This window comes from Psychrobacter raelei (assembly GCF_022631235.3).
GTDB classification, from domain to species: domain Bacteria; phylum Pseudomonadota; class Gammaproteobacteria; order Pseudomonadales; family Moraxellaceae; genus Psychrobacter; species Psychrobacter raelei.
Window position 1 is genome coordinate 2,674,197 of sequence record NZ_CP093310.2, and the last position, 25,296, is coordinate 2,699,492.

The 25,296-nt window shown below is 45.4% G+C and carries 22 protein-coding genes; 8 read left to right on the plus strand and 14 right to left on the minus strand.

The window, feature by feature from the left end:
• Positions 1-117 precede the first annotated feature (117 nt).
• A complete protein-coding gene (locus MN210_RS11215) occupies positions 118-1,269 on the plus strand; it encodes a catalase family protein (RefSeq protein ID WP_338412225.1) in 1,152 nt (383 codons plus the stop codon).
• A 19-nt stretch (positions 1,270-1,288) separates the two neighbouring features.
• On the opposite strand, the gene MN210_RS11220 is transcribed toward MN210_RS11215, so the two are convergent.
• Both MN210_RS11220 and MN210_RS11225 read right to left on the minus strand, forming a co-directional pair.
• Positions 1,289-2,557 (minus strand): oxygenase MpaB family protein, encoded by a 1,269-nt coding sequence (locus MN210_RS11220; RefSeq protein WP_241878601.1) that lies wholly within the window; start codon positions 2,555-2,557, stop codon positions 1,289-1,291.
• 76 nt (positions 2,558-2,633) lie between these two features.
• Positions 2,634-3,872: an alkane 1-monooxygenase gene (locus MN210_RS11225; protein WP_338412226.1), complete on the minus strand. Its 1,239-nt coding sequence runs from the start codon at positions 3,870-3,872 to the stop codon at positions 2,634-2,636.
• A 473-nt stretch (positions 3,873-4,345) separates the two neighbouring features.
• Between MN210_RS11225 and MN210_RS11230 the strand changes: the two genes are divergently transcribed.
• The 3 genes from MN210_RS11230 (at position 4,346) to MN210_RS11240 (ending at position 5,955) form a co-directional block, all read left to right on the plus strand.
• On the plus strand, positions 4,346-4,768 hold the full coding sequence (locus MN210_RS11230) for a hypothetical protein (RefSeq protein ID WP_338412227.1): 423 nt from the start codon (positions 4,346-4,348) through the stop codon (positions 4,766-4,768).
• Between the two features lie 344 nt (positions 4,769-5,112).
• Entirely contained in the window at positions 5,113-5,655 is a 543-nt protein-coding gene (locus tag MN210_RS11235; RefSeq protein ID WP_011961268.1) for a ferritin, read from the plus strand.
• Between the two features lie 81 nt (positions 5,656-5,736).
• Positions 5,737-5,955 carry a hypothetical protein gene (locus tag MN210_RS11240; RefSeq protein ID WP_110817030.1) on the plus strand — a complete coding sequence of 73 codons (219 nt, stop codon included), beginning with the start codon at positions 5,737-5,739 and terminating at the stop codon, positions 5,953-5,955.
• 111 nt (positions 5,956-6,066) lie between these two features.
• Here the strand turns inward: MN210_RS11240 and hemH are convergent, their stop codons facing one another.
• On the minus strand, positions 6,067-7,086 hold the full coding sequence (gene hemH, locus MN210_RS11245) for a ferrochelatase (RefSeq protein ID WP_011961270.1): 1,020 nt from the start codon (positions 7,084-7,086) through the stop codon (positions 6,067-6,069).
• A 437-nt stretch (positions 7,087-7,523) separates the two neighbouring features.
• Between hemH and metX the strand changes: the two genes are divergently transcribed.
• The 3 genes from metX (at position 7,524) to MN210_RS11260 (ending at position 10,373) form a co-directional block, all read left to right on the plus strand.
• On the plus strand, positions 7,524-8,723 hold the full coding sequence (metX, locus tag MN210_RS11250; RefSeq protein WP_338412846.1) for a homoserine O-succinyltransferase MetX: 1,200 nt from the start codon (positions 7,524-7,526) through the stop codon (positions 8,721-8,723).
• Positions 8,720-9,340: a methionine biosynthesis protein MetW gene (gene metW, locus MN210_RS11255; RefSeq protein WP_011961272.1), complete on the plus strand. Its 621-nt coding sequence runs from the start codon at positions 8,720-8,722 to the stop codon at positions 9,338-9,340. The genes metX and metW overlap by 4 nt, the downstream gene beginning before the upstream one ends.
• Before the next feature lie 451 nt (positions 9,341-9,791).
• A complete protein-coding gene (locus MN210_RS11260) occupies positions 9,792-10,373 on the plus strand; it encodes a tetratricopeptide repeat protein (protein WP_011961273.1) in 582 nt (193 codons plus the stop codon).
• Between the two features lie 250 nt (positions 10,374-10,623).
• Here MN210_RS11260 and MN210_RS11265 read toward each other — a convergent pair whose 3' ends face one another.
• The 10 genes from MN210_RS11265 to MN210_RS11310 all read right to left on the minus strand — a co-directional run bounded on the left by MN210_RS11265 (position 10,624) and on the right by MN210_RS11310 (position 22,121).
• Positions 10,624-11,322 carry an FAD-dependent oxidoreductase gene (locus MN210_RS11265; protein ID WP_338412847.1) on the minus strand — a complete coding sequence of 233 codons (699 nt, stop codon included), beginning with the start codon at positions 11,320-11,322 and terminating at the stop codon, positions 10,624-10,626.
• 42 nt (positions 11,323-11,364) lie between these two features.
• Entirely contained in the window at positions 11,365-12,243 is an 879-nt protein-coding gene (locus MN210_RS11270) for an FAD-dependent oxidoreductase (protein ID WP_338412228.1), read from the minus strand.
• Between the two features lie 174 nt (positions 12,244-12,417).
• Positions 12,418-13,605, minus strand: coding sequence for an isovaleryl-CoA dehydrogenase (locus MN210_RS11275; protein ID WP_011961275.1), 1,188 nt, complete (start codon positions 13,603-13,605; stop codon positions 12,418-12,420).
• 50 nt (positions 13,606-13,655) lie between these two features.
• On the minus strand, positions 13,656-14,570 hold the full coding sequence (locus MN210_RS11280; protein WP_110817033.1) for a hydroxymethylglutaryl-CoA lyase: 915 nt from the start codon (positions 14,568-14,570) through the stop codon (positions 13,656-13,658).
• Positions 14,571-14,640: 70 nt separating this feature from the next.
• Positions 14,641-16,743, minus strand: a complete 2,103-nt coding sequence (locus tag MN210_RS11285) for an acetyl/propionyl/methylcrotonyl-CoA carboxylase subunit alpha (protein ID WP_338412229.1) — start codon at positions 16,741-16,743, stop codon at positions 14,641-14,643.
• Between the two features lie 124 nt (positions 16,744-16,867).
• Complete coding sequence (locus MN210_RS11290; protein ID WP_338412230.1) at positions 16,868-17,296, minus strand: GFA family protein; 429 nt, start codon at positions 17,294-17,296, stop codon at positions 16,868-16,870.
• A 42-nt stretch (positions 17,297-17,338) separates the two neighbouring features.
• Complete coding sequence (locus MN210_RS11295) at positions 17,339-18,118, minus strand: enoyl-CoA hydratase/isomerase family protein (RefSeq protein WP_241878606.1); 780 nt, start codon at positions 18,116-18,118, stop codon at positions 17,339-17,341.
• A 23-nt stretch (positions 18,119-18,141) separates the two neighbouring features.
• Entirely contained in the window at positions 18,142-18,615 is a 474-nt protein-coding gene (locus MN210_RS11300; protein ID WP_241878607.1) for a hypothetical protein, read from the minus strand.
• 83 nt (positions 18,616-18,698) lie between these two features.
• Complete coding sequence (locus MN210_RS11305; RefSeq protein WP_338412231.1) at positions 18,699-20,309, minus strand: carboxyl transferase domain-containing protein; 1,611 nt, start codon at positions 20,307-20,309, stop codon at positions 18,699-18,701.
• Between the two features lie 111 nt (positions 20,310-20,420).
• A complete protein-coding gene (locus tag MN210_RS11310) occupies positions 20,421-22,121 on the minus strand; it encodes an AMP-binding protein (RefSeq protein ID WP_425605654.1) in 1,701 nt (566 codons plus the stop codon).
• Between the two features lie 603 nt (positions 22,122-22,724).
• On the opposite strand from MN210_RS11310, the gene hslO reads away from it, so the two are divergent.
• Positions 22,725-23,654, plus strand: coding sequence for an Hsp33 family molecular chaperone HslO (gene hslO, locus MN210_RS11315; RefSeq protein ID WP_011961282.1), 930 nt, complete (start codon positions 22,725-22,727; stop codon positions 23,652-23,654).
• 141 nt (positions 23,655-23,795) lie between these two features.
• Here the strand turns inward: hslO and MN210_RS11320 are convergent, their stop codons facing one another.
• Positions 23,796-25,283: an esterase/lipase family protein gene (locus tag MN210_RS11320; RefSeq protein WP_338412233.1), complete on the minus strand. Its 1,488-nt coding sequence runs from the start codon at positions 25,281-25,283 to the stop codon at positions 23,796-23,798.
• Between the last annotated feature and the right edge of the window lie 13 nt (positions 25,284-25,296).

Consider the following 25,296-nt stretch of genomic DNA (forward strand, 5'->3'; position numbering starts at 1 on the left):
TAAAGCGGCTCTCATGTTACATATTAATGGCAGAACCTAATCACAAGTTAGCACCTTATTCATAAAATATTTTTTATTATAAATAGGCTACCCACAACCTATTACAGGCAGCCTAATATGCTAAAAAAATTATTTAAGCCAAAATTTGCCAAATTCGATGAAAAATATACCACGTTGAGCGCTCACGACGAATCGATTATGGAAATGGTAGTCGCCGACATCACCGACTACGTCAAAAAGTCCAAAAAAATTAATAACCTTGATCATCACACGCGCGCCGTTCATGCCAAAGGCTATTGCGCACTAAAAGCCAAGTTTGAAGTACTGGATAATATACCCAAGGCCTATGCACAAGGCTTGTATGCCACAGCCGGCACCCATGATGCGGTGATTCGTTTTTCTAATGCCCAAGGCAATATAGCCCCAGATAGACGACTTGGTATGGGCATTGGACTGGCCTTCAAGATATTTGATGTTCCCGGTAAAAAGCTGACCCCTGATGACCCAGATTGCACCACCTTTGATTATGCACTGGTCAACTCACCGATATTCTTTACCAACTCTATAGAAGATTATGCTTATTTATCGAAGCTGGTGTTTGGCGTCAATGAGTATCTGGGCAATAACAATCTTGGCTTACTAAAATTTGGCTTTCACTGGCTCACTAAATACGGCAAAGAGCTTCCTGATTTACAAGGACTGCAAACCCTAAATGCGTTTCGTAAAATAGCGACGGTTAAGCCCAAAAACCCTTGGCTGTACGATTACTTTTCACAAGGTGTAGTACGTCATGGCGACTATATGGGTAAAATTAGAATCACCCCAACCAAATCCGCCAAACAAAAAATCAAACAGCCCAAGATTCATTTGTTTACAAAAGATGAGGCGATTAGACCGGTATTATTGGATGAAATTCGTACCCACGATTATGAGTATGACGTTCAAATTCAGCTGTGCCGTAATGTCAAAAAACAACCTATCGAAAAAATCACTCAAGAGTGGGATGAGTCTAAAGCGCCCTTCGTGACCATTGGCAAGCTGACCATCCCTAAGCAAGAGGTCACTGACGATGGTAACTTTGCGGCCATGGAACACTTATCCTTCTCTGTGTTTAGAGCCTTGGAAGAAAACCGTCCAATTGGACGTATTCAACAGTCTCGCCTGCAAGCCTATCGCACCTCATCTAAAGTTCGCCATGAGCAAAATGCGGTGCAGCGCCGTGAGCCGGCCAGTCTTGAACAAGTTTTTGATACGTCCGCTTTTGTTTAATGCGCGTGGTTTTTAAGTGTTATAGGCGTGGCGGTTTATTGACATAGTAAGGGTCATTCTCTCTTAGCCACCAGTTCATATTATGCTGGCGACTACGTCTAAACCGCTCAATTTGCTTATCCAGTACTGGGTGCAGCCGGCGTGCGGTATCAATACCAAACAACACGGGCGCACTTAGTAGTATCCCTTGTCGCAGTGGTAGCTTGGGTAGGTTCAAACCGTCACCGATATCATCACCAACAAAGGTGCGGGTCACACTGGCATTGACCAGCTCAACGGCATGCCCGCGCCAATTGGTCTCGCCCATAATCTCTGATGGCAAATCATGCAGCGCCTTTGCCAGTGGTCTGCCTACCTCAAAGTCAAGCTTCTGAGTGGATAAATACGTATATAGCCACTCCCAAGCGTCTTGCTCTGTTTTAGGAATACGCGCTAGATCCACCCCCATCCACCAAGTCGCTAAACGCCACAGATGCATAATGCCTTTTGCTTCTTCATCGGTGATGCGTGCACCTAGCCACTTCAAACCGCGTGAGATTAGCAAGGAGAACTGCAAATGAGTCGCAATCATATCTGACTGATTCACCGGCTGCGCCCAATACTCACTGTCCCAGCCCTCTTTGATAAGACCTTTGCGGATAAAGCTATGCAGCTGGCGCACTCTAATGGTCTGTCGCCATGCCTCCCCACCAATCGCTAAAACCGTCGCATCGTCAGTCACCTTAGGGTGCTCGGAGACTGCCATCATATAGCCATACGTACGATACAGGCGTGCTAACGCATCATGCACCAATGATCCGGTTTTTATCAGCGGTAACGATAAAGCTGGAATGCTATAGCCTGCCATTAACGCCACATTACGCAGCAGCCAGACCAAGGTCAGCGGATAGCGCCTGTAGGCAACGGCTCCTTTTTCAGCGAGCTTGGCATCGAACCAATCAGGATGGGTGGCAAATTGATCGTGCAGATCTTTAAAATCAGGGTCATCCATTAAGTAGGCTTTATCAGAGGCTACAAACGCCTCTTTATCGATGATTGACTGCTGCAACGCATCTGCAAATTTGCCATGCTTTTTGATGAGATTATCAACAATGGGATCGGTGAGCTCATAACCATCAGCAATCTGCTCTAACAACTCAGGCTTGAGCGTATAATCTTTTGGCAATAAAAATCGGCGCATGCGCTGTAATACTTGTAGCGTGTCATTAGCACCAAAGCTTGCACTACGCCCATAATTATAAATCTTTAAGGTGCTTATCGAGTCAAGCTGCGTGGTATGAGAGGGCATAATACTGATGTCCTTAATTCGCTCTATCCAATGATTAGTCTAGCCCGCTATGCGCCTATTTTGACTAAATAGCGGCCTATGAATACCCCAGCCAGTCTAACCCTTTGCGAACAAGATTGGTGGCTTTTTGCATACGCGGGCTCAGCGGTTTGTCATGCTTATTGATTTTGCTCATGTCACCCTTGTAATGCGCGACTACCCTTTTATTCATGATGGCAAACCATAACGGCGGTATATAAGCTGGCACAATCATACTGGCATAACCGCTGGGCAACTGCGGGGACTCATCAAAGTGGCGCAGTACTTGATACGGACGATTGGGATGCGCATGGTGATCAGAATGGCGCTGTAATTGGTATAAGAATAAATTAGTCACCGTGTTATTACTGTTCCAACTATGCTCAGGACGGGTTGGCTCATAACGGCCATTGGAGTCCTTTTGACGTAATAGACCATAATGCTCAAGATAATTAACAGACTCTAATAAGCTAAAGCCATATAACGCCTGAATAGCGATAAACGGAATCACCTTTTTGCCATTTAGTTGGTACAAAGCGGTATACAAGCCCGCGGTAATCGCCCAGCCTTGCAATAACTCATTATCTTTGTGCCAAAAGCCTTTGTTTCTGCGCGCCAGCCGCCTACGCTCAATAGCAATGGCTGAGCGCAGCCCGCCAATTACCGTACGTGGTAAAAACTGCCAAAAGCTTTCATTATAACGACTACTGGCAGAGTCCTCGGGTGTCGCCACCCAGCGGTGATGCCCATAATTATGCTCAATCGCAAAATGCCCATAGGCAGAAGGCGCCAAGCTCACTCTGGCCAGTGTCCGATTCAACTTATCATTTTTATGTCCCAGCTCGTGTGCGGTATTGATGGCAATACCACTACCAATACCGGTGGTAATTGCCAACCCCAGCTTGTTATACCAAGGCAGCTGCCTGTGGGTAAATTGATGGGCAGCAATAAACAGGGCGATATAATTTAGAGGAATAAAAGCATGGGCAATTTTTTGATAATACGCATCGGTCTGTAATGCTTTAAATACTGGCTCTGGTAAATTGTCACTGTCTTTACCAATCAGAACATCCAAGGCAGGTATAAAGCCGTAAGTAAACAAACTGCCCGACCACGCTGCAATTGTATTTTTTAGATCAAAGCCTTGTTGATCTTTAACCCCTAAGTACATCGCCCAACCGATAATAGGCGCCAGTGGACTCAGTAGCCACAATTTGCGTTTGGGGTCTTGGCTCTGGGCATAGCTTGCGGCTTTGATAACCTGATATCTGTGTTCAGGTTGTAAATTTGTCGTCATTATATACTCCTTGTCAGCCCAGAATTCATCAAAGTGAGCTCATCCTTAACTTAACACTAGATTAGAATATTTAAAATATAAGCGCAACTTAAATTAAATAGCCTTTTATATCTATCTTCATAGATAGTTTTGCTAGCACTAAATAGTCATGACTCAAATATAGAAATTTTTCCAATTCAGTATTACAATTAAGAATACATCAAAAATTAATGGTAATTATTAATATAAACTTAAATTAAATTTTTTTTTGTTTTAGCATTTCTTGTATGTATCCGATGACAACCTGCCTATCCCTGAATTGTCTAACCTTTATTAAAGTATTATTATTAAAGTACTAGGAGTCGCTTATTATTACTGAAGATAGCCTCATCGAGATTTTTGAAGCCATTGCTTTGTTGATCTGTTTAATTCCCTGCGCCAAATATGCCTTAAATAGCCAACTTAAGATCGCTCGATATTTCTGGTTCGGCGCTGTGTTGGTATTTTTCTCTGCGATACGCCGAGAGTTAAGCTTTGTTCCAGACATGTTGGTTCCTAAAGACTTTATCTTATTAGGACAGTCCTATGAGTGGTGGGAAGACAGCTTCTTGTTGGTTGTGACATTGACCGCGTTGGGCAGTTTAATTTATAGCTGGCGCTATGTGGTTGCCGTGTTAAAAGGCGTACCTAAATGGCTTTATGCATTCACAGGTACCCTACTGTTTTTTCAGTATCTTGGAGAACACCACATTGGCTTTGATCATAACCTTGGAGTATGGGTAGAAGAGGTCTCTGAAGGCATTATCTACCTTACTGCTTTGATTTATTTATGGCGCTTTAAGCTCACAGAATTTAATCAGCAATTACAGCAGCGTTTGCCTACAGCTGCGCTAAAATCTAAGACGCTAGTTGAGTAATCGCTATCAGCGCCTAAGACTCAACTTCTACTGGTACTTTTTTTGCTTGATGTGAGACTCAGCGGTAGGTCACCCCACAAAAGTTACAACTTATTAACGTGTCTCACACAATTCGCACAACTCATAACTCAGCTTTACTCATAACGTGAAGTACTGCTCTTATAATGATTGCAGCATTAGCAATTTACTGGTCATATTTACCTCTTTGGCCTTACATATATCATTTGATAACTATATACCTGATAAATTAGATCTATAAAAAATAATTTAGATATATAAAAAGCGGATTAGCGTTGGCCAACGTTTTGTAATGACTAAAATAAATAAATTATAAGGATAAGATAATGAGCGACAAGCGTATTTCTGACAGTATGGAAAAAGCACTAAATGAACAGATGAATAATGAAGCTGCGCAAGCCCAAGCCTATTTATCATTAGGTGTGTGGGCAGATTCAAATAACTACTCTGGTATTGCTGAATTCTTCTATAAGCACTCAGAAGAAGAGCGCCAGCATATGTTCAAGTTTTTAGAATATATCCAAGCACGTGGCGGTGAAGCAAAAATCGGCTCTATCCCTGCGCCGCGTGATAACCCAGTGGATCTTGAGTCTTGTATTGAAGATGTGTGGCAACACGAACTTGATAACTCTAAAAAAATCTATGCGCTAGTAGACAAAGCGTTAGAAGAAAAAGACTGGCCAACGTTCAACTTTTTACAATGGTTCGTAAAAGAGCAAATTGAAGAAGAAGCCTTAATTGATGGTCTGCGTGATAAGTATGCCTTGGCCTCTGAGAGTAAAGATAACAATGCCAACTTCTACTCCTTAGACCGCGATATGGCAGGCGCCTCTCAAGAAGCTGAGCTGCCTCGTGATCAAAAACTGTAGTCGTAAAACTGGTTTATCCTTCATATTCACAAGTATATTTACAAGGCCTAAGTCATTTAAGGCATAGGTGAGGACATTGTTATGAAAAACCCTATAGATATTGCCATGGACTTAGATGCTATGGACAATAATGATATTCCTGCAGAAGGACTCACCCCCATACACCGTCAGAGTATCGATGAGTCGCGTATTGATGAGGTATTGGTAGAGGATGCTTTGGATGATAGTGACTATCCCACCATTCGTGATATCGCCGATAATGACGCGGTAAAGCACAGCTATGATAATGACGATGAGTGATGACTTATAGTCAATCATCTAAAGCTAATAAAGCTAAAAAAGCACCCTGGCGTCAGTCAGGGTGCTTTTTTATTGTAGGCTAGTTAATGGTAATCTAGTTGGTCACAAACGCTAGGTCCACCCCTCCAAAGTAGAAGCCCAGCCAGCAACTAAAGGCTTGGCCAATGCTTCCATTAAGTCGATATGTGCCTCATCATCATTAAGCGCAGGAATATAATGATATTCTTGGCCGCCAGCATTAATAAAATTGTCTCTATTTTCCATTGCCAGCTCTTCAAGTGTCTCTAAGCAATCTGCCGAAAACGCTGGGCTGACCACCTGTACTGAGCGTACACCTGCTTTGCCCCACTGCTCTAAAGTCACATCTGTATAAGGCTTGACCCACTCTTGCTTGCCAAAGCGTGACTGGAAACTAATGATCCATTCATCCTGACTAAGCCCTAGTTCCTGCGCCACTTGGGCTGCTGTACATTTACAGCGTTTAGGATAAGGATCCCCTTTGTCTGCATAAGGCTGCGGAATGCCGTGGAAGCTAAACATCAACTTATCTGGCTTGCCATGTACTGCTTGAAAGCGGCGAATAGAGTCAGCCAAGGCTTTGATATATAAAGGATGCGCAAAGTAGTCTTTAACAATGGTGTAACTGGGTAGGTTGCGCTGCTTTAACGACCATTTAGTCAGTGCATCATAGACCGCCCCGCCTGATGTGGCTGAGTACTGTGGAAATAACGGCAATATCACAAAATGCTCTACCCCTTCAGCGCATAACTTATCCATCACATCAGGTAAGCCTGGATTACCATAGCTCATGGCAGGATGTACACTGATGTTAAAAGGTCCCATACTTCCCTCAAGGCGAGCATGCAATTTATCTACCTGCTGATTTAATATCTTACGAATGGGGGAATCGCCTTCCCAAACACTGGCATAGGCTTCTGCCACACGCTTAGGACGGGTTGGTAATACAAATAAATTAAGGATGATTGCCCACAAAAACTGAGGAATCTCAATCACTCTAGGGTCAGATAAGAACTGCTTAAGATAACGGCGAACCGCAGGGGCTGTGGGCTCATCTGGTGTACCGAGATTGACCAATAAAACAGCAATGCGTGGAGGGTTATTGGGTTTCATATTACAGAAGATATCCTTGATAGTGGGGGCACAACACTCACTTAGGCCAATCACTTTGACAAAAGCTTACCTCAAGTTTTTATCAAAGCCAATTGAGTGGTCATATTGATTGGCCATAAAGCTTCAGTGTACCATTATTAAGAGGCATTTGACCAAAGTTGATACCCGAAAACCGGCGTGACTAGGCGCGGTATCTAAGCTGCCATAAGCCAAAAAAGTGCGCTGCCAGATGTCAGTTGTACTCAAAGACATAGGCGCCTACAATAGCGGATAAAAGCGAATAGTTTTCAATAGTTTCAAGGCTTGCATCACCTGGTTAATCGATATACCCTAAAGCTGACATCTTAACCCTTTTTATTGAGGTAATTTTGAGTATCCAATCGACTGCGACAGATCCAAAACTTGCCAACTCTGTGGGTATCGTAACCCCGCAGACCATGCATTTTGATACCCCGTTGACCTTAGAGTGTCACCGTACTTTGCCTGAGTTTGATTTGGTTTATGAAACCTATGGCCAATTAAATGACCAAAAATCCAATGCGGTGCTGATTTGCCATGCGTTATCCGGCAGTCATCATGCGGCCGGTTACCATAGCGAAGAGGACGTAAAGCCCGGCTGGTGGGACAATATGATTGGCCCTGGTAAAGCCATTGATACCACAAGATTTTTTGTCGTATGCCTCAATAATATTGGCAGCTGTCATGGCTCAACTGGCCCCACAACTCCCATTCCACAATCAAGCTCTGAGGGTACACCTGGCACCCCTTATGGCCCTGACTTCCCTTTGATTACCATTAAGGACTGGGTACGCACACAGGCCATGCTGTCTGACCGCTTAGGCATTGATACTTGGCACGCTGTAGTCGGTGGCTCAATGGGGGGTATGCAAGCACTACAATGGTCGGTCGATTACCCTGATCGCTTAAGACGCTGCGTTATTATTGCCAGTACCCCTAAGCTGTCTGCTCAAAACATTGCCTTTAATGAGGTCGCCCGCCAGTCTATCTTGTCAGACCCTGACTTTAATCAAGGCCGTTATTTAGAGGCCGGCACTTATCCTCGCCGCGGCCTAATTTTGGCACGTATGGTAGGCCACATCACCTACTTGACTGAAGAGGCGATGAAGTCCAAATTCGGCCGTGACTTAAAGTCTGGCAAATTTATGTACGGTTATGATGTGGAATTTCAGGTTGAGAGCTACTTGCGTTATCAAGGTGAGCGCTTTAGCAAAAACTTCGATGCCAATACCTATCTATTAATGACCAAAGCACTAGATTATTTTGATCCGACTCGCGGTTATGTCAGCGATGAGAGCTTATCAGACTTAGAAGCTCTAAAGCAGACCTTAAAGCACACCCGTTGCCAGTTTTTAATTGTGTCATTTACCACAGATTGGCGCTTTGCTCCCGCCCGCTCTGAAGAAATTGTGGACGCCTTAATGGCCAATGACAAACCGGTCAGCTATGTCAATGTCGATGCACCGCACGGCCATGACTCCTTCTTATTTGATATCCCGCGTTATATGGGTGCCATTCGAGGGTTTTTAAACTCGCCTTTTTTGGGTGCTCACTCAAACACCGACTCTGCCAAACCTGCGGCTACCACTAAGCCCCACACCCAGGAGAGCTTAACATGAGAATAGATCATGAACTTGCCAAACAATGGATTGCCCCATACTCTCGTGTATTGGATTTAGGCTGCGGCGATGGCTCATTATTAGAGCACATGCAGTACTCACTTGGCGTCACTGGATATGGCCTTGAGCTTGATGAAGAAAACATTAACATCGGTATTAGCAAAGGCTTAAATATCATTGAGCAAGACTTAAATGATGGTTTGGCACGTTTTGCTGATAATAGCTTTGATACTGTGGTCATGGCACGGGCGCTACAGGCTGTGAAGTCCCCTGATACCTTGCTGCTAGATATGCTAAGAGTCGGCCGAGAAGCGGTGATTACCTTTCCAAACTTTGCACACTGGCAAAACCGATTACACCTAGGCTTAAAAGGCTTAATGCCCGTCTCCGAAGCGCTGCCTTATGAATGGTATAACACGCCCAATATTCATTTGTGTACCTTTAAGGATTTTGAGCGTTTGTGCTCAGACAACGATATTGAAATTATCAATCGCTTTGCGGTGACCGACTCTGCCTCTGGGTCAAAAAAATACTCGCCCTTAATGGCCTCTATCATCAGACGTGCCCCCAACTTGTTGGCAGATGTGGCCATATATCGGGTGACTAAGGCCAAATAAGGTGCGTTATTAGAGGTAAATAAGGCCTAAAATAACAACGGCGGCTAAAAGACAGTTCAAAAAATATATTTTTTAGCCGCAATTATCAAAAAGTAGTGATAAGATAAGCAAGTAGGTTTAATTTGTTACATAAACCTTACCCGTCTTACCTTGTTACAACTGGTTGCCATATTTTGGCTATTAAAACGTTTATATAGGGTATTTGTCGGTTAGCAGCGTTTGAGTTTCGTGATTGTCGATGTTAAGCTATGTAAATCTTGTCGATGATATGTTATCGACACTAATCAATTTAAGTCATTAAATTCACACTGCGATTATTATCGGTACCCATTTAACGCCCAAGCAGACGTTAACTTGGCTTACTTTAGATTTTAAGTATTTATATTAAATCTTATAACTGCGCGTTAATTTGAATTTTTTTAAATACAGTCAATTTCTGGATATACCCCGTATGAAACTATTAAAAGCCACTTTATTTACCGCCTTGTTTACCACTGCCGGCCTAGCTCAAGCTGACTTAGTCTCTAACGTACCTTTAGACACTTCTCGCTTTGAAATGATGGCTATGGATGAGCTAATCAGCCGTGCCAGCCAAGGTAATGATCACGCCCAATTTTATTTAGCCAAGCGCTACCAAAAAGGTGAAGGCATCGCCAAAAACCCAATCAAAGCCATCGAATGGTATACCCGCGCTGCCAATCAAAATGTAACCCCTGCTCAGCTAAACCTTGGCATCATGTATGCTCGCGGTGAAGGCGTTGCGGTTAACGAACAGCAAGCTCGTTACTGGTTAGAGCGTGCCGCCAAGCGTGGTGACAACCGTGCCAGCTATACCTTAGCCTTAATCGATGAAAAGCAGCGCAAGCTGGTTGATGCCTATAAATGGTATGAGCTATCTGCCCGTGACGGTATGTTAAATGAACAAGTACGTAACAAAGCCCGCGGTAAAATTGGTAAATTGGCCTTAAACTTATCAAGCTCTGATGTGGCCTCTGCTCGCAATCAAGCAGACAGCTGGTTCCAAAGCAAATAAGTAAGATACAGGTAGCCAAACTCTAAGACTTGCGGTCGGGCTTGGCAGTCTAGCTGTAGGAATCCTCTCACTTTAAGGAGGGGAGGAAGTCAATGCCTATCTAACGATACGATATGATATAAGTAAGCCAAAAAAAACCAGCTTAAAAGCTGGTTTTTTTATGTCTAAAAAAGGAGGATGGCCACAAAATCCGTATCTATTATCATCTTAATGTTAGATTTTCGCCACTGCTGACAACGAACTGCTTGATTTAATGCGGTGTTTTTAAAGTCACCTTGGCTATCTGCTCACCATTATCGGCTACTTGAGCCAGCACCAGCTCGTGCCCACTATCCGACTCAGTATCAGTGATAACCTGCCAGACACCTCGTGATTCATCGGCGCTTGGGGTACCGGTGGCACTGACTGAGATGCTTTTGTTTTTTAGGCGAATCATAGGGGGCTTATGCTCGTAAGCTTGATGCTGATAATCTTGCTGCTGCTGACCTAAGATATGCTCTACAATACTGGCCGCTTGAGCACGTAATGGAGCCACATAGCGGCAAGGCACACCATCAATAGACATACAGTCGCCTATCGCGTAGATATGAGGCACACTACTTTGCAGACTGGCCTCATCTACAATAATACCTGCGTGTGCATCAAAATCTAGGCCAGCACTCAGCGGCAGAGTATCGGCCACCTTTAGGCCGGTACTGATTAATAAGTGATCCACCTGCAGGCTTTGGCTCTCCCCGCTTTGGCAGTTTTTTATAGTCAGCTGATAACCGCCTTCACTGCGGGGTGCCGCACTTTGTACCAGATGACCGCCTAAGAAGGTAATGTCTTGCTTGTGTAGCGCCTGCAGAATTTTATCGGTGGCCAGTGGCGGTAAAAAAACCCCCCGTGGGGCGGCATTTGTGGTGGGGAAAGTCCCCCTTTTGCCCGCCGGGGGCCAGGCTTCTGCTATCTCAGTGGCCCGTCTCTTTTACAAATCTCCCCTTTAGTTCAGCTAAAACCCGCCTTCTCTGGGGGGTCCCGCTTTTTGCACCAGATGCCCGCCTAAGAAGGTATTGTTTTGCTTGTGTGGCGCCTGCATATTTTTATGGGGGGCCTGTGGGGGTAATAGACCCGCCAGTGGTGCGTCATTGATGTCGAGTAACGTCACCTTATGGCCTGCAGTGGTCAAGTCTTCTGCTATCTCAGTGCCTATCATGCCAGCGCCAATCACCGCAATGTGTTTGTTTGCGCCAGTCTCGCCAGCAAGGGCGGCCTGAATTTTGCTAAAGCCTTCAAGATCATTGATGTGCCAAATATCCTGATCTGCAAAGCAAGCAGGTATGGCAGGTGCGGCACCGAGTGCCAACACTAGATTGCCATAGCTAAGCTCACCTTTATTCGTCTGTAAAGTACGATTTTTGCTATCGATACTGATAACTTGTGTCTGGCTCATTAGGGTGATATTAGCCTTTTGGGCTGCTTGTACGCCACTCATACGCACCAAGTCTTGTGGGGTTTTGTTTTGGCTTAAGGCCACCGACAGCATCGGCTTATGATATCTATCGGCCATATCTTGAGTGATTAAAGTAATGCCAATATCTGGCTGCTTGGCACGCAGCGCATCAATCACCGTCCAGCCTGCGAGGCCAGCGCCCACGACTACCACATCTTGACACTGCTGTGAGCTGTTTTGCATGCTAGAGGTTAAGGTAGCAGCACCTGGTGTTTCATCTACGTCTAATGGCTTAAACTGCGCTTTGCCTACGCCGCATAGCGGGCAGCAAAAGGTGTCAGGCAACTCATTAAAGGCGATGGGCTCGGGGTTGGCAGATTCAGACTGAGCGGGATAAATCCAGCCACAGGCTTGGCATTCGTAACGGGTTACACTCATGGAACATCCTGTTTATTCAAAAGCTATTTATAAGTAATTTATTATTGGGCAATTATTTTAATGACGTCAATATGTCATTGACCACTATAGGTCAAAACAACAAATTTTACCAAAAAAAACGCCCCTATCCTAAAGATGGGGCGCTTTTAATTGCATTGTTAGCGGGAGTATAGGCTATTTGGTTTCGTTAAATAACTCACGGCCAATAAGCATACGGCGAATCTCGCTAGTACCGGCACCGATTTCATACAGTTTGGCATCACGCCATAAACGGCCCAGTGGGTATTCGTTGGTATAGCCATTACCGCCAAAGATTTGAATGCCCTCGCCGGCCATCCAAGTGGCTTTTTCCGCACACCACAGGATCACACTGGCACAATCTTTGCGTACTTCACGGCTATGACCTGCTCCGCGCTTATCTAACATATCCAAGTTTTTGCCGACAGTGTATAAAAAGCTGCGAGCGGCTTGCAAAATAGTATACATGTCCGCCACTTTACCTTGGATTAATTGAAACTCACCAATAGACTGTCCAAACTGCTTGCGGTCGTGGATATAAGGAATGACATTGTCCATCACCGCTTGCATAATACCCACCGGACCGGCCGCCAATACGGCACGCTCGTAGTCTAAGCCACTCATTAATACCTGAACGCCATTGTTTAGACCACCCATTATGTTCTCTTCAGGGACGAATACATTATCAAAGACCATTTCACCGGTATGGCTGCCACGCATGCCAAGCTTATCTAGCTTCTGAGCGGTACCAAATCCTGGCATACCTTTTTCTACTAAAAAAGCAGTGATCCCTTTAGCGCCAAGCTCTGGATTGGTCTTGGCATAAACCACCATGACATCAGCATCTGGACCATTGGTAATCCACATCTTACTGCCATTTAGCACATAGCCGCCATCTTTTGCTTCAGCACGCAGCTTCATGCTGGTGACATCAGAGCCGGCACCCGGCTCACTCATCGCCAAAGCACCGACAAATTCACCACTAATCAGCTTGGGTAAAAACTTCTGCTTTTGTGACTCACTGCCATTACGTTTGATCTGGTTCACACACAAGTTGGAATGGGCGCCGTAACTTAGACCGACTGAGGCAGAAGCCCGGCTAATCTCTTCCATGGCCACCATGTGTGCCACATAGCCCATATCAGCGCCGCCGTATTGTTCAGGGACTGTGATACCATGCAGCCCCAGATCACCCATCTTCTGCCACAAATCCATTGGGAACTCATCACTACTATCAATATCAGCAGCGCGTGGGGCAATCTCTTTTTCAGCAAAACTTCTCACAGAATCGCGCAGTGCTTGAATGTCTTCGCCCAATTGAAAATCTAATCCTGGTAAACTCATAAATATCCTTTTTTATGTCGGTGGAGAATGAAGTTAAGTATTATATGCTGCTAATCTTGCAGCTTCGCCAACAAAGCCTTGGCTGCTCTTGAGCCATTATTACGCCCCAAAAAATCACTGATACGCTGACCCACATGGATCAGTTTGTCTAAATCAACGCCGGTATCGATACCCATGCCGTGCAGCATATACACCACATCTTCTGTGGCCACATTGCCAGTAGCGCCTTTTGCATAGGGACAGCCGCCTAAGCCTGCAACTGAAGTATCATACTGCGCCACGCCTAAGCTAAGCGAGGTCAAGATATTGGCCAATGCTTGCCCATAGGTGTCATGAAAATGACCTGAAATGTCTTTGACATCGATGTACTGCATGGCAGCTTTTAGCGCGTTTTGTACTTTAATGGGTGTGCCAACACCGATCGTGTCGGCAACCCCAATATGTTCAGCACCAATATCAACCAAGCGCTTGGTCACATAAGCCACCTGACTTGGTGCAATCTCACCCTCATAAGGACAGCCCACGGCGCACGAGATAACCCCACGTACTTTAATACCCGCCGCCTTGGCTGCTGCTGCCACGGGGGCAAAGCGCTCGATACTCTCATCAATACTGCAATTGATGTTTTTTTGGCTAAAGGTTTCGCTGGCTGAGCCAAAGATGACCACCTCATCTGCAGCAAATTTTAAAGCACCCTCAAAACCGCGCATATTAGGAGTCAGTACCGAGTAGCAAACCTCAGGATGACGCGCCTGATTAATCAGCTGCATAAGCTCACTGTTGTCGCCCATCTGCGGCACCCATTTTGGGGAGACAAAGCTTGTCGCCTCAAGCTTTTTAATGCCGGCATCAATTAGGCCTTCAATGAGCTCAAACTTTATCTCAGTGGGCACGGTTTGCTTTTCATTTTGCAGTCCATCACGGGGACTGACATCAATAATTTGAACACTACCTGGAACATTCATTGGCGTACTCTTTTTTATAAAGGTTATGTCTATGGCGTTTATGCAAAGTGAGTCGATTGGTTATATATAGCTACTCGGTATCCAAACGCAGCAGCTCATCTCCATCTGCCACCAAATCGCCTGGCGCAAATAACAGCTCAGCCACCACCCCGTCGGCAGGCGCATTGATGGTGTGCTCAATCTTCATCGCTTCAATCACCGCCAAAGGTTGACCTTGTTTTACGCTATCGCCAGCGGCCACTTTAAAGGCCACCACTTGACCGGGCATCGGTGATTTTAAACTACCGACAGCTTGGGTATCGCCATCAACATGCGCCATGGCATCGATTAATACAATCTCACCACTGCCGCTGTCGGTAAAGACGTGTACCGTTTCATTTTCAGTAAAGCTTTGTAATCTAATACGCTGACCCTCTAGCCATACCACATAGCTGTGCTCATCGTCCGCTTGATACTGTACCTGACCTTGATAACAGCTTTGAACGCTTTGCTTGGCATCAGCGTCTGAGTTTAGCAGATTAATAGTCAGCTCAAAGCTTTGGCCGGTTTGCTGATTTAACGGCTCAACGTGATGGATAACTGCCTGATAGGTCTGCTCGCTATCGCCTTGCGTTACTACCAGATCAAATTGGCGCTGATAATCGCTATAGCCGCGCCAGCCGCCAAACTTGATAAAGGGGTCTGCATTTTGTGTGGCCACGTTCGCATGGCCGGCTCGCTGCTCTTGGTTTAGTTTGTTGATAACCGCGGCTGAAACCAGCGTTTGCAATGATAAAGGCTGCTGGTCAAATAAGCGCTCTTTTTCACGCTCAATCAATGCCGTATCTAGCTTGGCTTGACTAAAAGATGGCGTGGCTAGGATATGACGTAAAAACGCCACATTATTGGGCAGCCCCACAATACGAGTTTGCGCCAAGGCCTGATCTAACTTTGCCAAGGCCTGCTCACGGGTTGGCGCATGCACAATTAATTTGGCAATCATTGAGTCATAAAAAGGGCTGATCACATTACCCTCTTCTACCCCATCATCGACTCGCACCGCACTAACACTAAAGGCCGTGTGCACAGGCTTACGATAGGTAAACAGTGTGCCTGTAGCAGGTAAAAAACCATTGTCTGGGTTTTCAGCACAGATGCGCGCCTCAATGGCATGGCCGTTAATAGCCAAGTCTTGTTGTTTGACCGGAATCTCACCGCCTGCGGCCACAATAAGCTGCCACTCTACCAAGTCCATACCGGTAATGGCTTCGGTCACCGGATGCTCTACTTGCAAACGGGTGTTCATCTCCATGAAGTAAAAATTCATCTCAACTTTACCATCGGCGCTTGGGCGCTGCTCGACAATAAACTCGACGGTGCCGGCGCCCACATAGTCGACCGCACGCGCAGCATTAATGGCAGCAGTACCCATGGCCTGACGCATCGCCTCATCAACATTGGGTGCAGGGGCTTCTTCTAGTACTTTTTGGTGGCGGCGCTGCACCGAGCAGTCGCGCTCAAACAAATGCACATAATTGCCATGACTGTCACCGAAGACTTGAATCTCGATATGACGTGGATTTAAGGCATATTTTTCAATTAATACCGCGTCATTGCCGAAGCTGGTGATGGCTTCGCGGCGACACGAATCTAACAGACTGATAAAGTCCTCACGGCGCTCAACCAAGCGCATGCCTTTACCGCCGCCACCTGAGCTGGCTTTGATTAACAGCGGATAACCGATCCGGTCCGCTTGCTGCAATAAAAACTCAGGGTCCTGGTTGCTGCCATGATAACCGGGAATCAATGGCACGCCAGCGGTTTCCATCAGCTGCTTTGACTCCGCCTTTAAACCCATAGAAGTAATTGCCGCCGCAGAAGGACCAATAAAGACAATACCGGCCTCCTCACACGCCTTGGCAAAAGAGGCGTTTTCACTTAAAAACCCATAACCGGGGTGGATGGCCTCAGCCCCTGTCTGCTGCGCAATTTTTATCAGCAAGTCGCCTTTGAGGTAACTGTCTTTTGGCGCTGAGCCGCCTAAATAGACAGCTTCATCACAGACACTGACATGCTTGGCATAACGGTCGGCATCAGAGTATACAGCGACAGTGCGAACGCCCATGCGCTTGGCTGTTGCGGCCACTCGGCAGGCGATCTCTCCGCGGTTGGCAATGAGTATTTTAGAAAACATGACAGTCCTTATCGTTTAATCTATATTGCAAAATTTAAGAGTAGAATTTATTACATGGCTATTAATGAATTAACTTTTAATCTGAGGTCTTAGCAGGTTTGATATCTGGCTGATAAAAGCACAGTTAGCTCAAAAGCGCTAACACCTCTTTAAATGGGGGTAACCCCTCAAAATTAGCGGCTTCTGAATCGATGCTATGCCAATCAGACTTTGAGCGTAAACAAAAATTCGCGACGACCTCTACCGTAACTGAGCGGTCAGCCATCTCCAGCAGACCGACAGGTATCCATACATATTTACCCGCAAAGTCATTTGGCACTGGGCAGCCACATTCACCACAAAAGTGGGCACTAAATCCAGTCGGCTTTTTCCAAATCTTTATATTATGCCGCTTTATCCATTGAAAATGAGTGGCTTCGATAATCGTAGCTGAGTTAGCGCTTGAACCAGATTGTTTTTTGCATAAGGAGCAGTGACACTGATAAATTTTAAGCGGCGTAGTAGAGACATCACAGCTAAATTCAATATTGCCACACAAGCACTTTCCTTGCATCGTCGTCTTGTCCCAAAAGTAGTTAGTAATTAGTAGTTACTATCAATTTAACCAATTAGGTTTGCGTTTTTGCAAAAAGGACTGCACGCCCTCTTTACCTTCATCAGAGGCACGAATATCGGCAATACCAGCTACGGTCTGGGCAATTAAAGCCTCATCAATGGTTTCTCCTGCGACATAGTGCAGCAGATTTTTACACTCTTTAACCGCATTTGGGCTGTTGTTACGCAGCTTTTTGGTAATTGCAGCGACTGTCTCATCCAGTTTATCAGTAGCCACAGTCTCATGAACCAATCCAGTCCGCTGTGCTTCAACCGCATCAAATATTTCTGCAGTTAAGAAATAACGGTGAGCGGCTCGAGCACCCATCGCTCTAATCACATAAGGGCTAATGGTAGCTGGCACCAATCCTAGACGCACCTCACTAAGACAAAAATTGGCTGAGTCGACGGCTATGGCAACATCACAGGCAGAGACAAGACCAATACCACCGGCATAAACGTCGCCTTGAATGGCGGCAACGGTTGGCTTAGGACAGCTATAAATCACCTTGAGCATTTGCGCCAGTTTATCGGCATCTGCAAGGTTCTCATCACGGCTATAATCAGCCATGGCACGCATCCAGTTTAAATCGGCGCCGGCACAAAATGCCTTACCTTCGGCTGCTAACACAATAACTCGCACTGCATCGCTATTGCCTAGATGGGTAAACGCTTGGTTTAACTCTTCAATGACGTCATCATTAAAGGCATTACGCTTGTCTGGGCGTGCCAGAGTAACGGTAGCGATATAATCATGAGTTGAAATTTTTAAAGCATTCATACAAATCCTCTAGGGCTCAATTATTAATATCTCTTTTCTTTACTTAAAAACTTTTCCATTTGAGCCGATAGAGGCTTTTGGACTTTAAAGTCACCGTATTTATCTTTAAATTCTTTCCAAGCAGTACTTAACTCACCTCTATTTCTAAAGAAAGGATGTAGCCAAACCCAGCATAAAGTCCATTCATCATTTTCATATTCAAATAGACACCCTCCGAACCACCTGGTTGGCGATGAAGTGTGCTCCTCTGTAACTACATCTAATGCTGAATTTCTAAACAAATACCCTACTAAATTACTTTTATGACTATTAGAATAGTACTGTACATTGTCATAGTGCATCTCTTCTTTAAAGTACCTAGCAAAGCTTTCTAGAATATCCCTTAACTCAACATCAGACTCTGAACTTATTTCAAATAACTTGCTGTTACTAAATGGATTGTTACTTCCTAGCCAAGTATCAGTGACTGGTAAATCAATCGTATACTTTTTAGACATTTTTATTCCTGTTATATTAATTTTAAGGTAATGGGTTACTGCTCAATTGACCTTGATTGATTTGGATACTACCCTTTAAACTATTACATTCTAAACACGCCAAACTTAGTCTCTTCAATTTCAGCGTTATATGCCGCGCTTAATCCCAAGGCCAATACCTTTCGAGTATCGACTGGATCAATCACCCCATCATCCCACAAGCGGGCGCTGGCATAATAAGGATGCCCTTGTTTTTCGTACATCTCTTTGTACGGGGCTTTAAACGCTTCTTCTTCCTCAGCGCTCCACGTCTCACCTTTGCGCTCAATATTGTCACGTTTGACTGTGGCCAATACTGACGCTGCTTGCTCACCGCCCATCACCGAGATACGTGCATTCGGCCACATCCATAAGAATCTTGGGCTATACGCTCGGCCGCACATACCATAATTACCGGCACCAAATGAGCCGCCAACAATGACCGTGAACTTAGGCACTTTGGCATTGGCCACCGCCATTACCATCTTCGCACCATGACGCGCGATACCTTCGTTCTCATACTTGCGGCCGACCATAAAACCGGTGATATTTTGTAAGAACACCAATGGAATATTGCGCTTACAGCACAGCTCAATAAAGTGGGTTCCTTTCTGAGCCGACTCACTAAATAAAATACCATTGTTGGCGATAATGCCGACTTTCATGCCTTCAATATAAGCAAAACCACAAACCAGCGTTGTCGCAAATCGGGCTTTGAATTCATCAAATTCACTGGCGTCTACAATACGTGCGATGATTTCACGAATATCAAACGGCTTACGGGTATCGGTCGGAATCACGCCATACAGCTCTTTGGCATCATATTTTGGCTCACGTGGCTCAATTTGATTGGGGATGTGTTTTGGCGGACGATTGAGATTACCGATAATGTCACGTGCCAGCGATAAGGCGTGCAAATCGTTTTGTGCAAGATAATCGACCACACCAGACAGACGGGTATGCACATCACCACCGCCTAAGTCCTCAGCACTCACCACCTCACCAGTTGCCGCTTTCACCAGTGGCGGACCGCCTAAAAAGATAGTACCTTGGTCTTTGACGATGATAGATTCATCACTCATCGCCGGAACGTAAGCACCGCCTGCGGTACAGCTGCCCATCACTACTGCAATTTGCGGGATACCGGCCGCACTCATGTTGGCTTGGTTAAAGAAGATACGACCAAAGTGCTCTTTATCAGGAAATACCTCATCTTGATTGGGCAAGTTGGCACCACCTGAGTCAACTAGATATACACAAGGTAGGTTGTTCTCTTGGGCGATTTCTTGCGCGCGTAGATGCTTTTTGACGGTCATCGGATAATAAGTGCCGCCTTTAACAGTCGCATCATTACAGACAATCATACATTCAATACCATTAATACGGCCGATACCTGCAATCACCCCTGCCGCAGGAATGTCAGCATCATACATATCAAAGGCTGCCATGGGTGCCACTTCCAAAAAAGCAGTGCCTGGATCTAGCAAGCGTTCAACCCGCTCACGTGGCAGCAGCTTACCTCGCGCCAAATGTTTGGCACGTGCTCGCTCAGGGCCCCCTTGAGCAATCTTTTTTAGGTGCGCGTGTAGGTCGTCAACCACTGCCTGCATGGCAGCAGTATTGTCGGCAAACTCTTTGGAATTTGGACTCAGCTTACTGGTAATAATGGCACTCATGACATCCCTTATCTATGATTTTACTCGCCACTGTTTGTACTAAGTATTGGTGTACAGTGGCGGTTATTTATAATTGGTTATTTATAATTAATGGTTACAAATGCTGGGCAGTTATAATCCCAGCTCTTCAATCATCATTTCCGTGATCTTGTATTTTTGGATTTTACCGGTAATGGTCATCGGGTACTCTTCAACAAAGCGAAAGTACTGTGGCACTTTGTAATGCGCGATGTTGTCTTTACAAAACTGCTTAACCTCATCCTCTGTCAGCTGCTCGCCTTTTCTAGCAATAATCCAGGCTGCCAGTACCTCGCCATATTTTTTATCCGGAACGCCCACAACTTGTACGTCACTAATCTTTGGATGGCGGTATAAATAGTTCTCAATTTCTACCGGATAGATGTTTTCACCGCCGCGGATGACCATATCTTTACTACGGCCAACCACTTTAATATAGCCTTCTTCATCCATGGTCGCTAAGTCGCCAGTGTGCATCCAGCCATCTTGAATGGCTTCACGGGTCTTAAAGCGGCTGCCCCAATAGCCTTTCATCACCGAATAGCCACGGGTTAATAGCTCACCTGTTTCACCGATAGGCACTACCTCTCCGGTCTGGGTATCGACAATTTTCACCTCTAAATTAGGCTGCACTAAGCCCACAGTAGAGACTTGTTTATCAAGCGGGGTGTGTTTGTTGGTCTGACAAGATACAGGGCTGGTCTCGGTCATACCATAAGCAATGGTGACCTCATTCATATGCATCTCATCGATGACGCGGCGCATGACCTCTATCGGACAGCTTGAGCCGGCCATGATTCCGGTACGTAAGGTCGATAAGTCGTATTTATCAAAGTCTGGGTGATCAAGCTCTGCAATAAACATGGTCGGTACGCCATGCAGCGCGGTACACTTTTCGTTTTGTACCGCTTCTAACACGCTTAATGGATCAAACCCATCATTAGGATAAACGATACAACCACCATGGGTTAAAATTGCTAAGTTACCGAGCACCATACCAAAGCAGTGATATAGCGGCACTGGGATACATAAGCGATCTTCCTCGCTTAAATCCATCGCCTCGCCAATAAAATAGCCATTGTTTAAGATATTGCGATGGGTTAATGTTGCCCCTTTTGGGGTACCTGTGGTGCCACTGGTGAACTGAACGTTGATGGGATCAGTATTTTTTAATTTGGCCTGACGCTCAGCCACCCGTGGATCATTAGCATCGCCCTCTTTCATCCACTCTGAGAATTTTTGCATAAAGCCAAATTCTTCATCCGTGTCTGACTCATCAATCCAGATAATACGCTCAACAGTAGGTATCTCAACCAAGTCTAATTGGGTGTACTGCTTGTGATAAATCTCAGGACATAATTCGCGAATGATATTGGCATAATCACTGGTTTTGAAATGGCGCATAAGCACCAAAGCTGAGCAGCCCAATTTATTTAGCGCATATTGCAGCTCAAAGCTACGGTAGGCGGGGTTAATATTTACTAAAATCACGCCTACCTTGGCAGTGGCCAATTGCATAAGCAGCCATTCAGCGTTGTTATGTGACCAGATACCAACGCGATCACCAATCTCCAGACCCATTTCAATCATAGCGCTGGCCAGTTGATTGACTTTTTGTTGCAGCTCACGGTAAGTCCAACGTATGCCTTGATGGCACACCACTAGGGCTTCTTGATCGGGATATTTTTCTACCACGGCATCAAAAAAGTCACCAATAGTGACTTCGATTAACGCCGTTTGGGGGCCTTGATCTTGGCTCAGCTTAAGCGGCGCATTGCCCGATTTGGCGCCCATACTAATGCGAGGGATCGTATCTAAATCTATAGAAACAGAGGAAGAATCGATGTTATTGGAGGGATGTGAAAAAGAGGTAGAGCCAAACATAACGAATCCTTTCGTTGCAATATTGGATAAAAATTTCGATAAAAAATGTCACTATGGTATGCGACTGTGCAGCCTACAATCTGTAGGTTGATGGCACAATCATCCCCCATAATGACCTAAATCCATTTAATAATATATCTGCGATATATGACAGATAACGCGTCATCTTTCATATTTTAAAACAACCACTTACTTCTAAAAAACTGCGGTTTATTCTAGGTTAGCGTTGTTTCCTGTTCTAATATAAAGGCTAATGACAACTGGTGTCAACAACTACTACTAATAACAATAACTTAGTTCATCATTAATTAACTAAATCCGATAAATTCACCTCTACAATATCCCTGTTAACCAAGGCAGCTCGCCTCTGTGCTAGGCTTTAGTGATAAAAAACTTATCTGTGAGCGGATTTTTATGTTGATAAATACCCCATTACCCCAATATAAATGACATTGCATGAAAGATGAGTCTATCTAGCAGACAACTGCTCTATATAATTAATTGAGACCCCCTATGACCGAACTTACTGATTTACGCCAACGCTTTTTTATCGCTGACTCTCCTGTACGCGGCGATGTGGTGCGCTTAAAGCAAAGCTATGCCACCATTACTGCCCAAAAACCCTACCCTGAGTCTATTAAGCGTTTGCTTGGTGAGATGCTAACTGCAGCCAGCTTATTAATTGGTACCCTAAAAATTGAGGGTAGCTTATCTATCCAGTTGCAGTCCTCTGATGAGAGCAGCTTATTGAACTGGGCAATGGCTGAATGCAATCAGTCTGGCATCATTCGCGCTTTAGCCAGCTGGAAGCAAGACACCGAAGAGCAGCAGCAAGCTTGGGCGAACAAGGCGACTGCCGATGATGCTTTTGCTGAGCTCGGTGCTGTGGGTAAAGGCGTCATGTTTATCAACATTCAACCTGAGCGCGGCGAAGCTTATCAAGGTATCGTTGAGCGCAGTCATGACAACTTAGCTGAATGCTTGGCCCATTATCAATTGCAATCGGCGCAAATCCCAACTTTGATTAACTTGGCTTGTGATGGCCTGCAAACTGGTGGTATCTTGGTACAAATGCTGCCCCGCACTGCCGAGGAACAACACGCTATTGAGCAAGATGAAACGGCCGGTATTGATGATGATCTATGGACCCGCTTGACCTTATTGACGCGTACCTTAAAGTTTGAAGAGCTAACCACCTTAGAGGCCAGCGAAATCATCTACCGCTTATACAACGAAGAGAGTGTGGTCGCCCCTGAGCCTATCTCTTTAGAATTTGGCTGCACCTGCTCACGTGAAAAATGTGAAGGGGCTATTTTGCAAATCGGCGAAGCAGAAGTTTTAGAGATTGTAGAGGAGCAAGGCGGTACCTTTGAGATGGATTGCGGTTTTTGTGGCTCTATCTACAAATTTACCAAAGAGGATGTCGAGCACATCTTTGCTTAAGCGTTAAGCGGTTAATTACCCAAAAATATACCTCCCCCTTAGGCTCGAGCCTAAGGGGGATTTTTAATTCCAGCGTGGTTTTGTGACAGCGATTATGGCCGTGATTACTTTGTCATAGGCGCATCTTATGATTGCGCGGTATTAGACCACCACCTCAATCTCATCAGGAAAGGAGTGAATACGCGGCTTTAAGGCTGACTCACTGTCTCTATTGGCCTGTAACCACTCACTGACTTGATTATGCACACGCTCATCGTACTGCAAGTTGATGTGATTGACCCCATAAAACACCGCTTTTCGACCCTCAGGCACATATAAATGGTGATTTTCATGAGTCTTGCCAGCCTCACCGAGCGCCGATTCTATCATCACCAAGCCATCACCCACCAAGTTACTCGCCTTAGATTCATACACCCCCTCAGCAATAGAGCCGGCAATAAAAAAGGTATTGATGTGACGTGGCAACTTGGTCGGATGGCGAAAGTCTTCGGGCAATACATCCCGTACTTTAAGCCCCTTCCAATCCTCATCGCGAATACAGCCATGACGAAGGTCAATAATACCGGCACTACGTATATCACCAAGCTTAGATAACGAACCTGCAAAGGGCACTTTGGCCATAATATCTAATAGGTGATAGCTGATGCGCTCAAGTATGGCGCCTTGATGCGGTGAGCCTATGGTTACTAAGTTGCCCACGCGCGCTACCCAATCTTGGCGCTCTTGCTCACCATAAAACAGCGCACTACGAGACACCAGTCCCCCCATGCTATAGCCTACTAAATCTATTTGGGTAATGTCTGGATTTTTTATGACCAGTTGCTGTAGTAAATTGGCCAAATTATGACCGTTTTGGGAGATGCGTCTACCCGTATTGTAATCTAAGTAAAGCACCGTACTTTTAGGGACACTCAGTGCAATATGCTCACCTAAGCTGTCCTCTTCACAAGGATGCCAGCTTAGATAACTCAAGCACAGACCATGACACAACACAATCACACGCCCGCACAACGGATCTGCCTTAGCGCCTAGCGGTTGACCATATCTATCATAGAGCACCATGGGCACCGCCAGTGGATTGTCGCGAGCAACCAGATGATCGCCAACCATACCATTAATCACGTTAACCAGCTGCTTTAGACGTTCAGGAAGTAGGCGACGTCTTTGATTAATGAGGCTTTTTCGGTACAGCTGCATGCTGCTGCTCGTGACACCACGGCCTACACTTTGCATGGTATAGCGCACCACATTGTACAATCTGCGAGTCACTCCTTGCTGCCAACGATTGAGATGATCTTCATTAAAGCGGCCCAAAGGACGCAAGAGAATCTCAGAGTGTATGGCCTCAATAATCTCAGTGGCCCCCACCGCACCTGTGGTAGCAAGCTGCACCAGACCCTCAAGTACATTGCTCACCGACAGTGGTGGTTTTTTTGATGGTGCACTCGGCTCATAGGCCATATTAATTAGGGCATTTTCATCGAGGTAATCTAGATGGTCTAACTGCTGGTGCAAGTCCTCTAAATACACCGGATTGGACGCATTAATAAGCTCACACGTCTCATATAAAGAATATTGCTGCGATAAGTCTTCAGAAGCAGGCGATGTGGGTGAAGTGCTGTTTGACATAATAGTTATATTT

Coding starts and splice junctions, on each gene's coding strand:
- MN210_RS11215 (WP_338412225.1), top strand. CDS start 118: ATGCTAAAAAAATTATTTAAGCCAAAATTTGCCAAATTCGATGAAAAA.
- MN210_RS11220 (WP_241878601.1), bottom strand. CDS start 2,557: ATGCCCTCTCATACCACGCAGCTTGACTCGATAAGCACCTTAAAGATT.
- MN210_RS11225 (WP_338412226.1), bottom strand. CDS start 3,872: ATGACGACAAATTTACAACCTGAACACAGATATCAGGTTATCAAAGCC.
- MN210_RS11235 (WP_011961268.1), top strand. CDS start 5,113: ATGAGCGACAAGCGTATTTCTGACAGTATGGAAAAAGCACTAAATGAA.
- MN210_RS11240 (WP_110817030.1), top strand. CDS start 5,737: ATGAAAAACCCTATAGATATTGCCATGGACTTAGATGCTATGGACAAT.
- hemH (WP_011961270.1), bottom strand. CDS start 7,086: ATGAAACCCAATAACCCTCCACGCATTGCTGTTTTATTGGTCAATCTC.
- metX (WP_338412846.1), top strand. CDS start 7,524: ATGCATTTTGATACCCCGTTGACCTTAGAGTGTCACCGTACTTTGCCT.
- metW (WP_011961272.1), top strand. CDS start 8,720: ATGAGAATAGATCATGAACTTGCCAAACAATGGATTGCCCCATACTCT.
- MN210_RS11260 (WP_011961273.1), top strand. CDS start 9,792: ATGAAACTATTAAAAGCCACTTTATTTACCGCCTTGTTTACCACTGCC.
- MN210_RS11270 (WP_338412228.1), bottom strand. CDS start 12,243: ATGAGTGTAACCCGTTACGAATGCCAAGCCTGTGGCTGGATTTATCCC.
- MN210_RS11275 (WP_011961275.1), bottom strand. CDS start 13,605: ATGAGTTTACCAGGATTAGATTTTCAATTGGGCGAAGACATTCAAGCA.
- MN210_RS11280 (WP_110817033.1), bottom strand. CDS start 14,570: ATGAATGTTCCAGGTAGTGTTCAAATTATTGATGTCAGTCCCCGTGAT.
- MN210_RS11285 (WP_338412229.1), bottom strand. CDS start 16,743: ATGTTTTCTAAAATACTCATTGCCAACCGCGGAGAGATCGCCTGCCGA.
- MN210_RS11290 (WP_338412230.1), bottom strand. CDS start 17,296: ATGCAAGGAAAGTGCTTGTGTGGCAATATTGAATTTAGCTGTGATGTC.
- MN210_RS11295 (WP_241878606.1), bottom strand. CDS start 18,118: ATGAATGCTTTAAAAATTTCAACTCATGATTATATCGCTACCGTTACT.
- MN210_RS11300 (WP_241878607.1), bottom strand. CDS start 18,615: ATGTCTAAAAAGTATACGATTGATTTACCAGTCACTGATACTTGGCTA.
- MN210_RS11305 (WP_338412231.1), bottom strand. CDS start 20,309: ATGAGTGCCATTATTACCAGTAAGCTGAGTCCAAATTCCAAAGAGTTT.
- MN210_RS11310 (WP_425605654.1), bottom strand. CDS start 22,121: ATGGGCGCCAAATCGGGCAATGCGCCGCTTAAGCTGAGCCAAGATCAA.
- hslO (WP_011961282.1), top strand. CDS start 22,725: ATGACCGAACTTACTGATTTACGCCAACGCTTTTTTATCGCTGACTCT.
- MN210_RS11320 (WP_338412233.1), bottom strand. CDS start 25,283: ATGTCAAACAGCACTTCACCCACATCGCCTGCTTCTGAAGACTTATCG.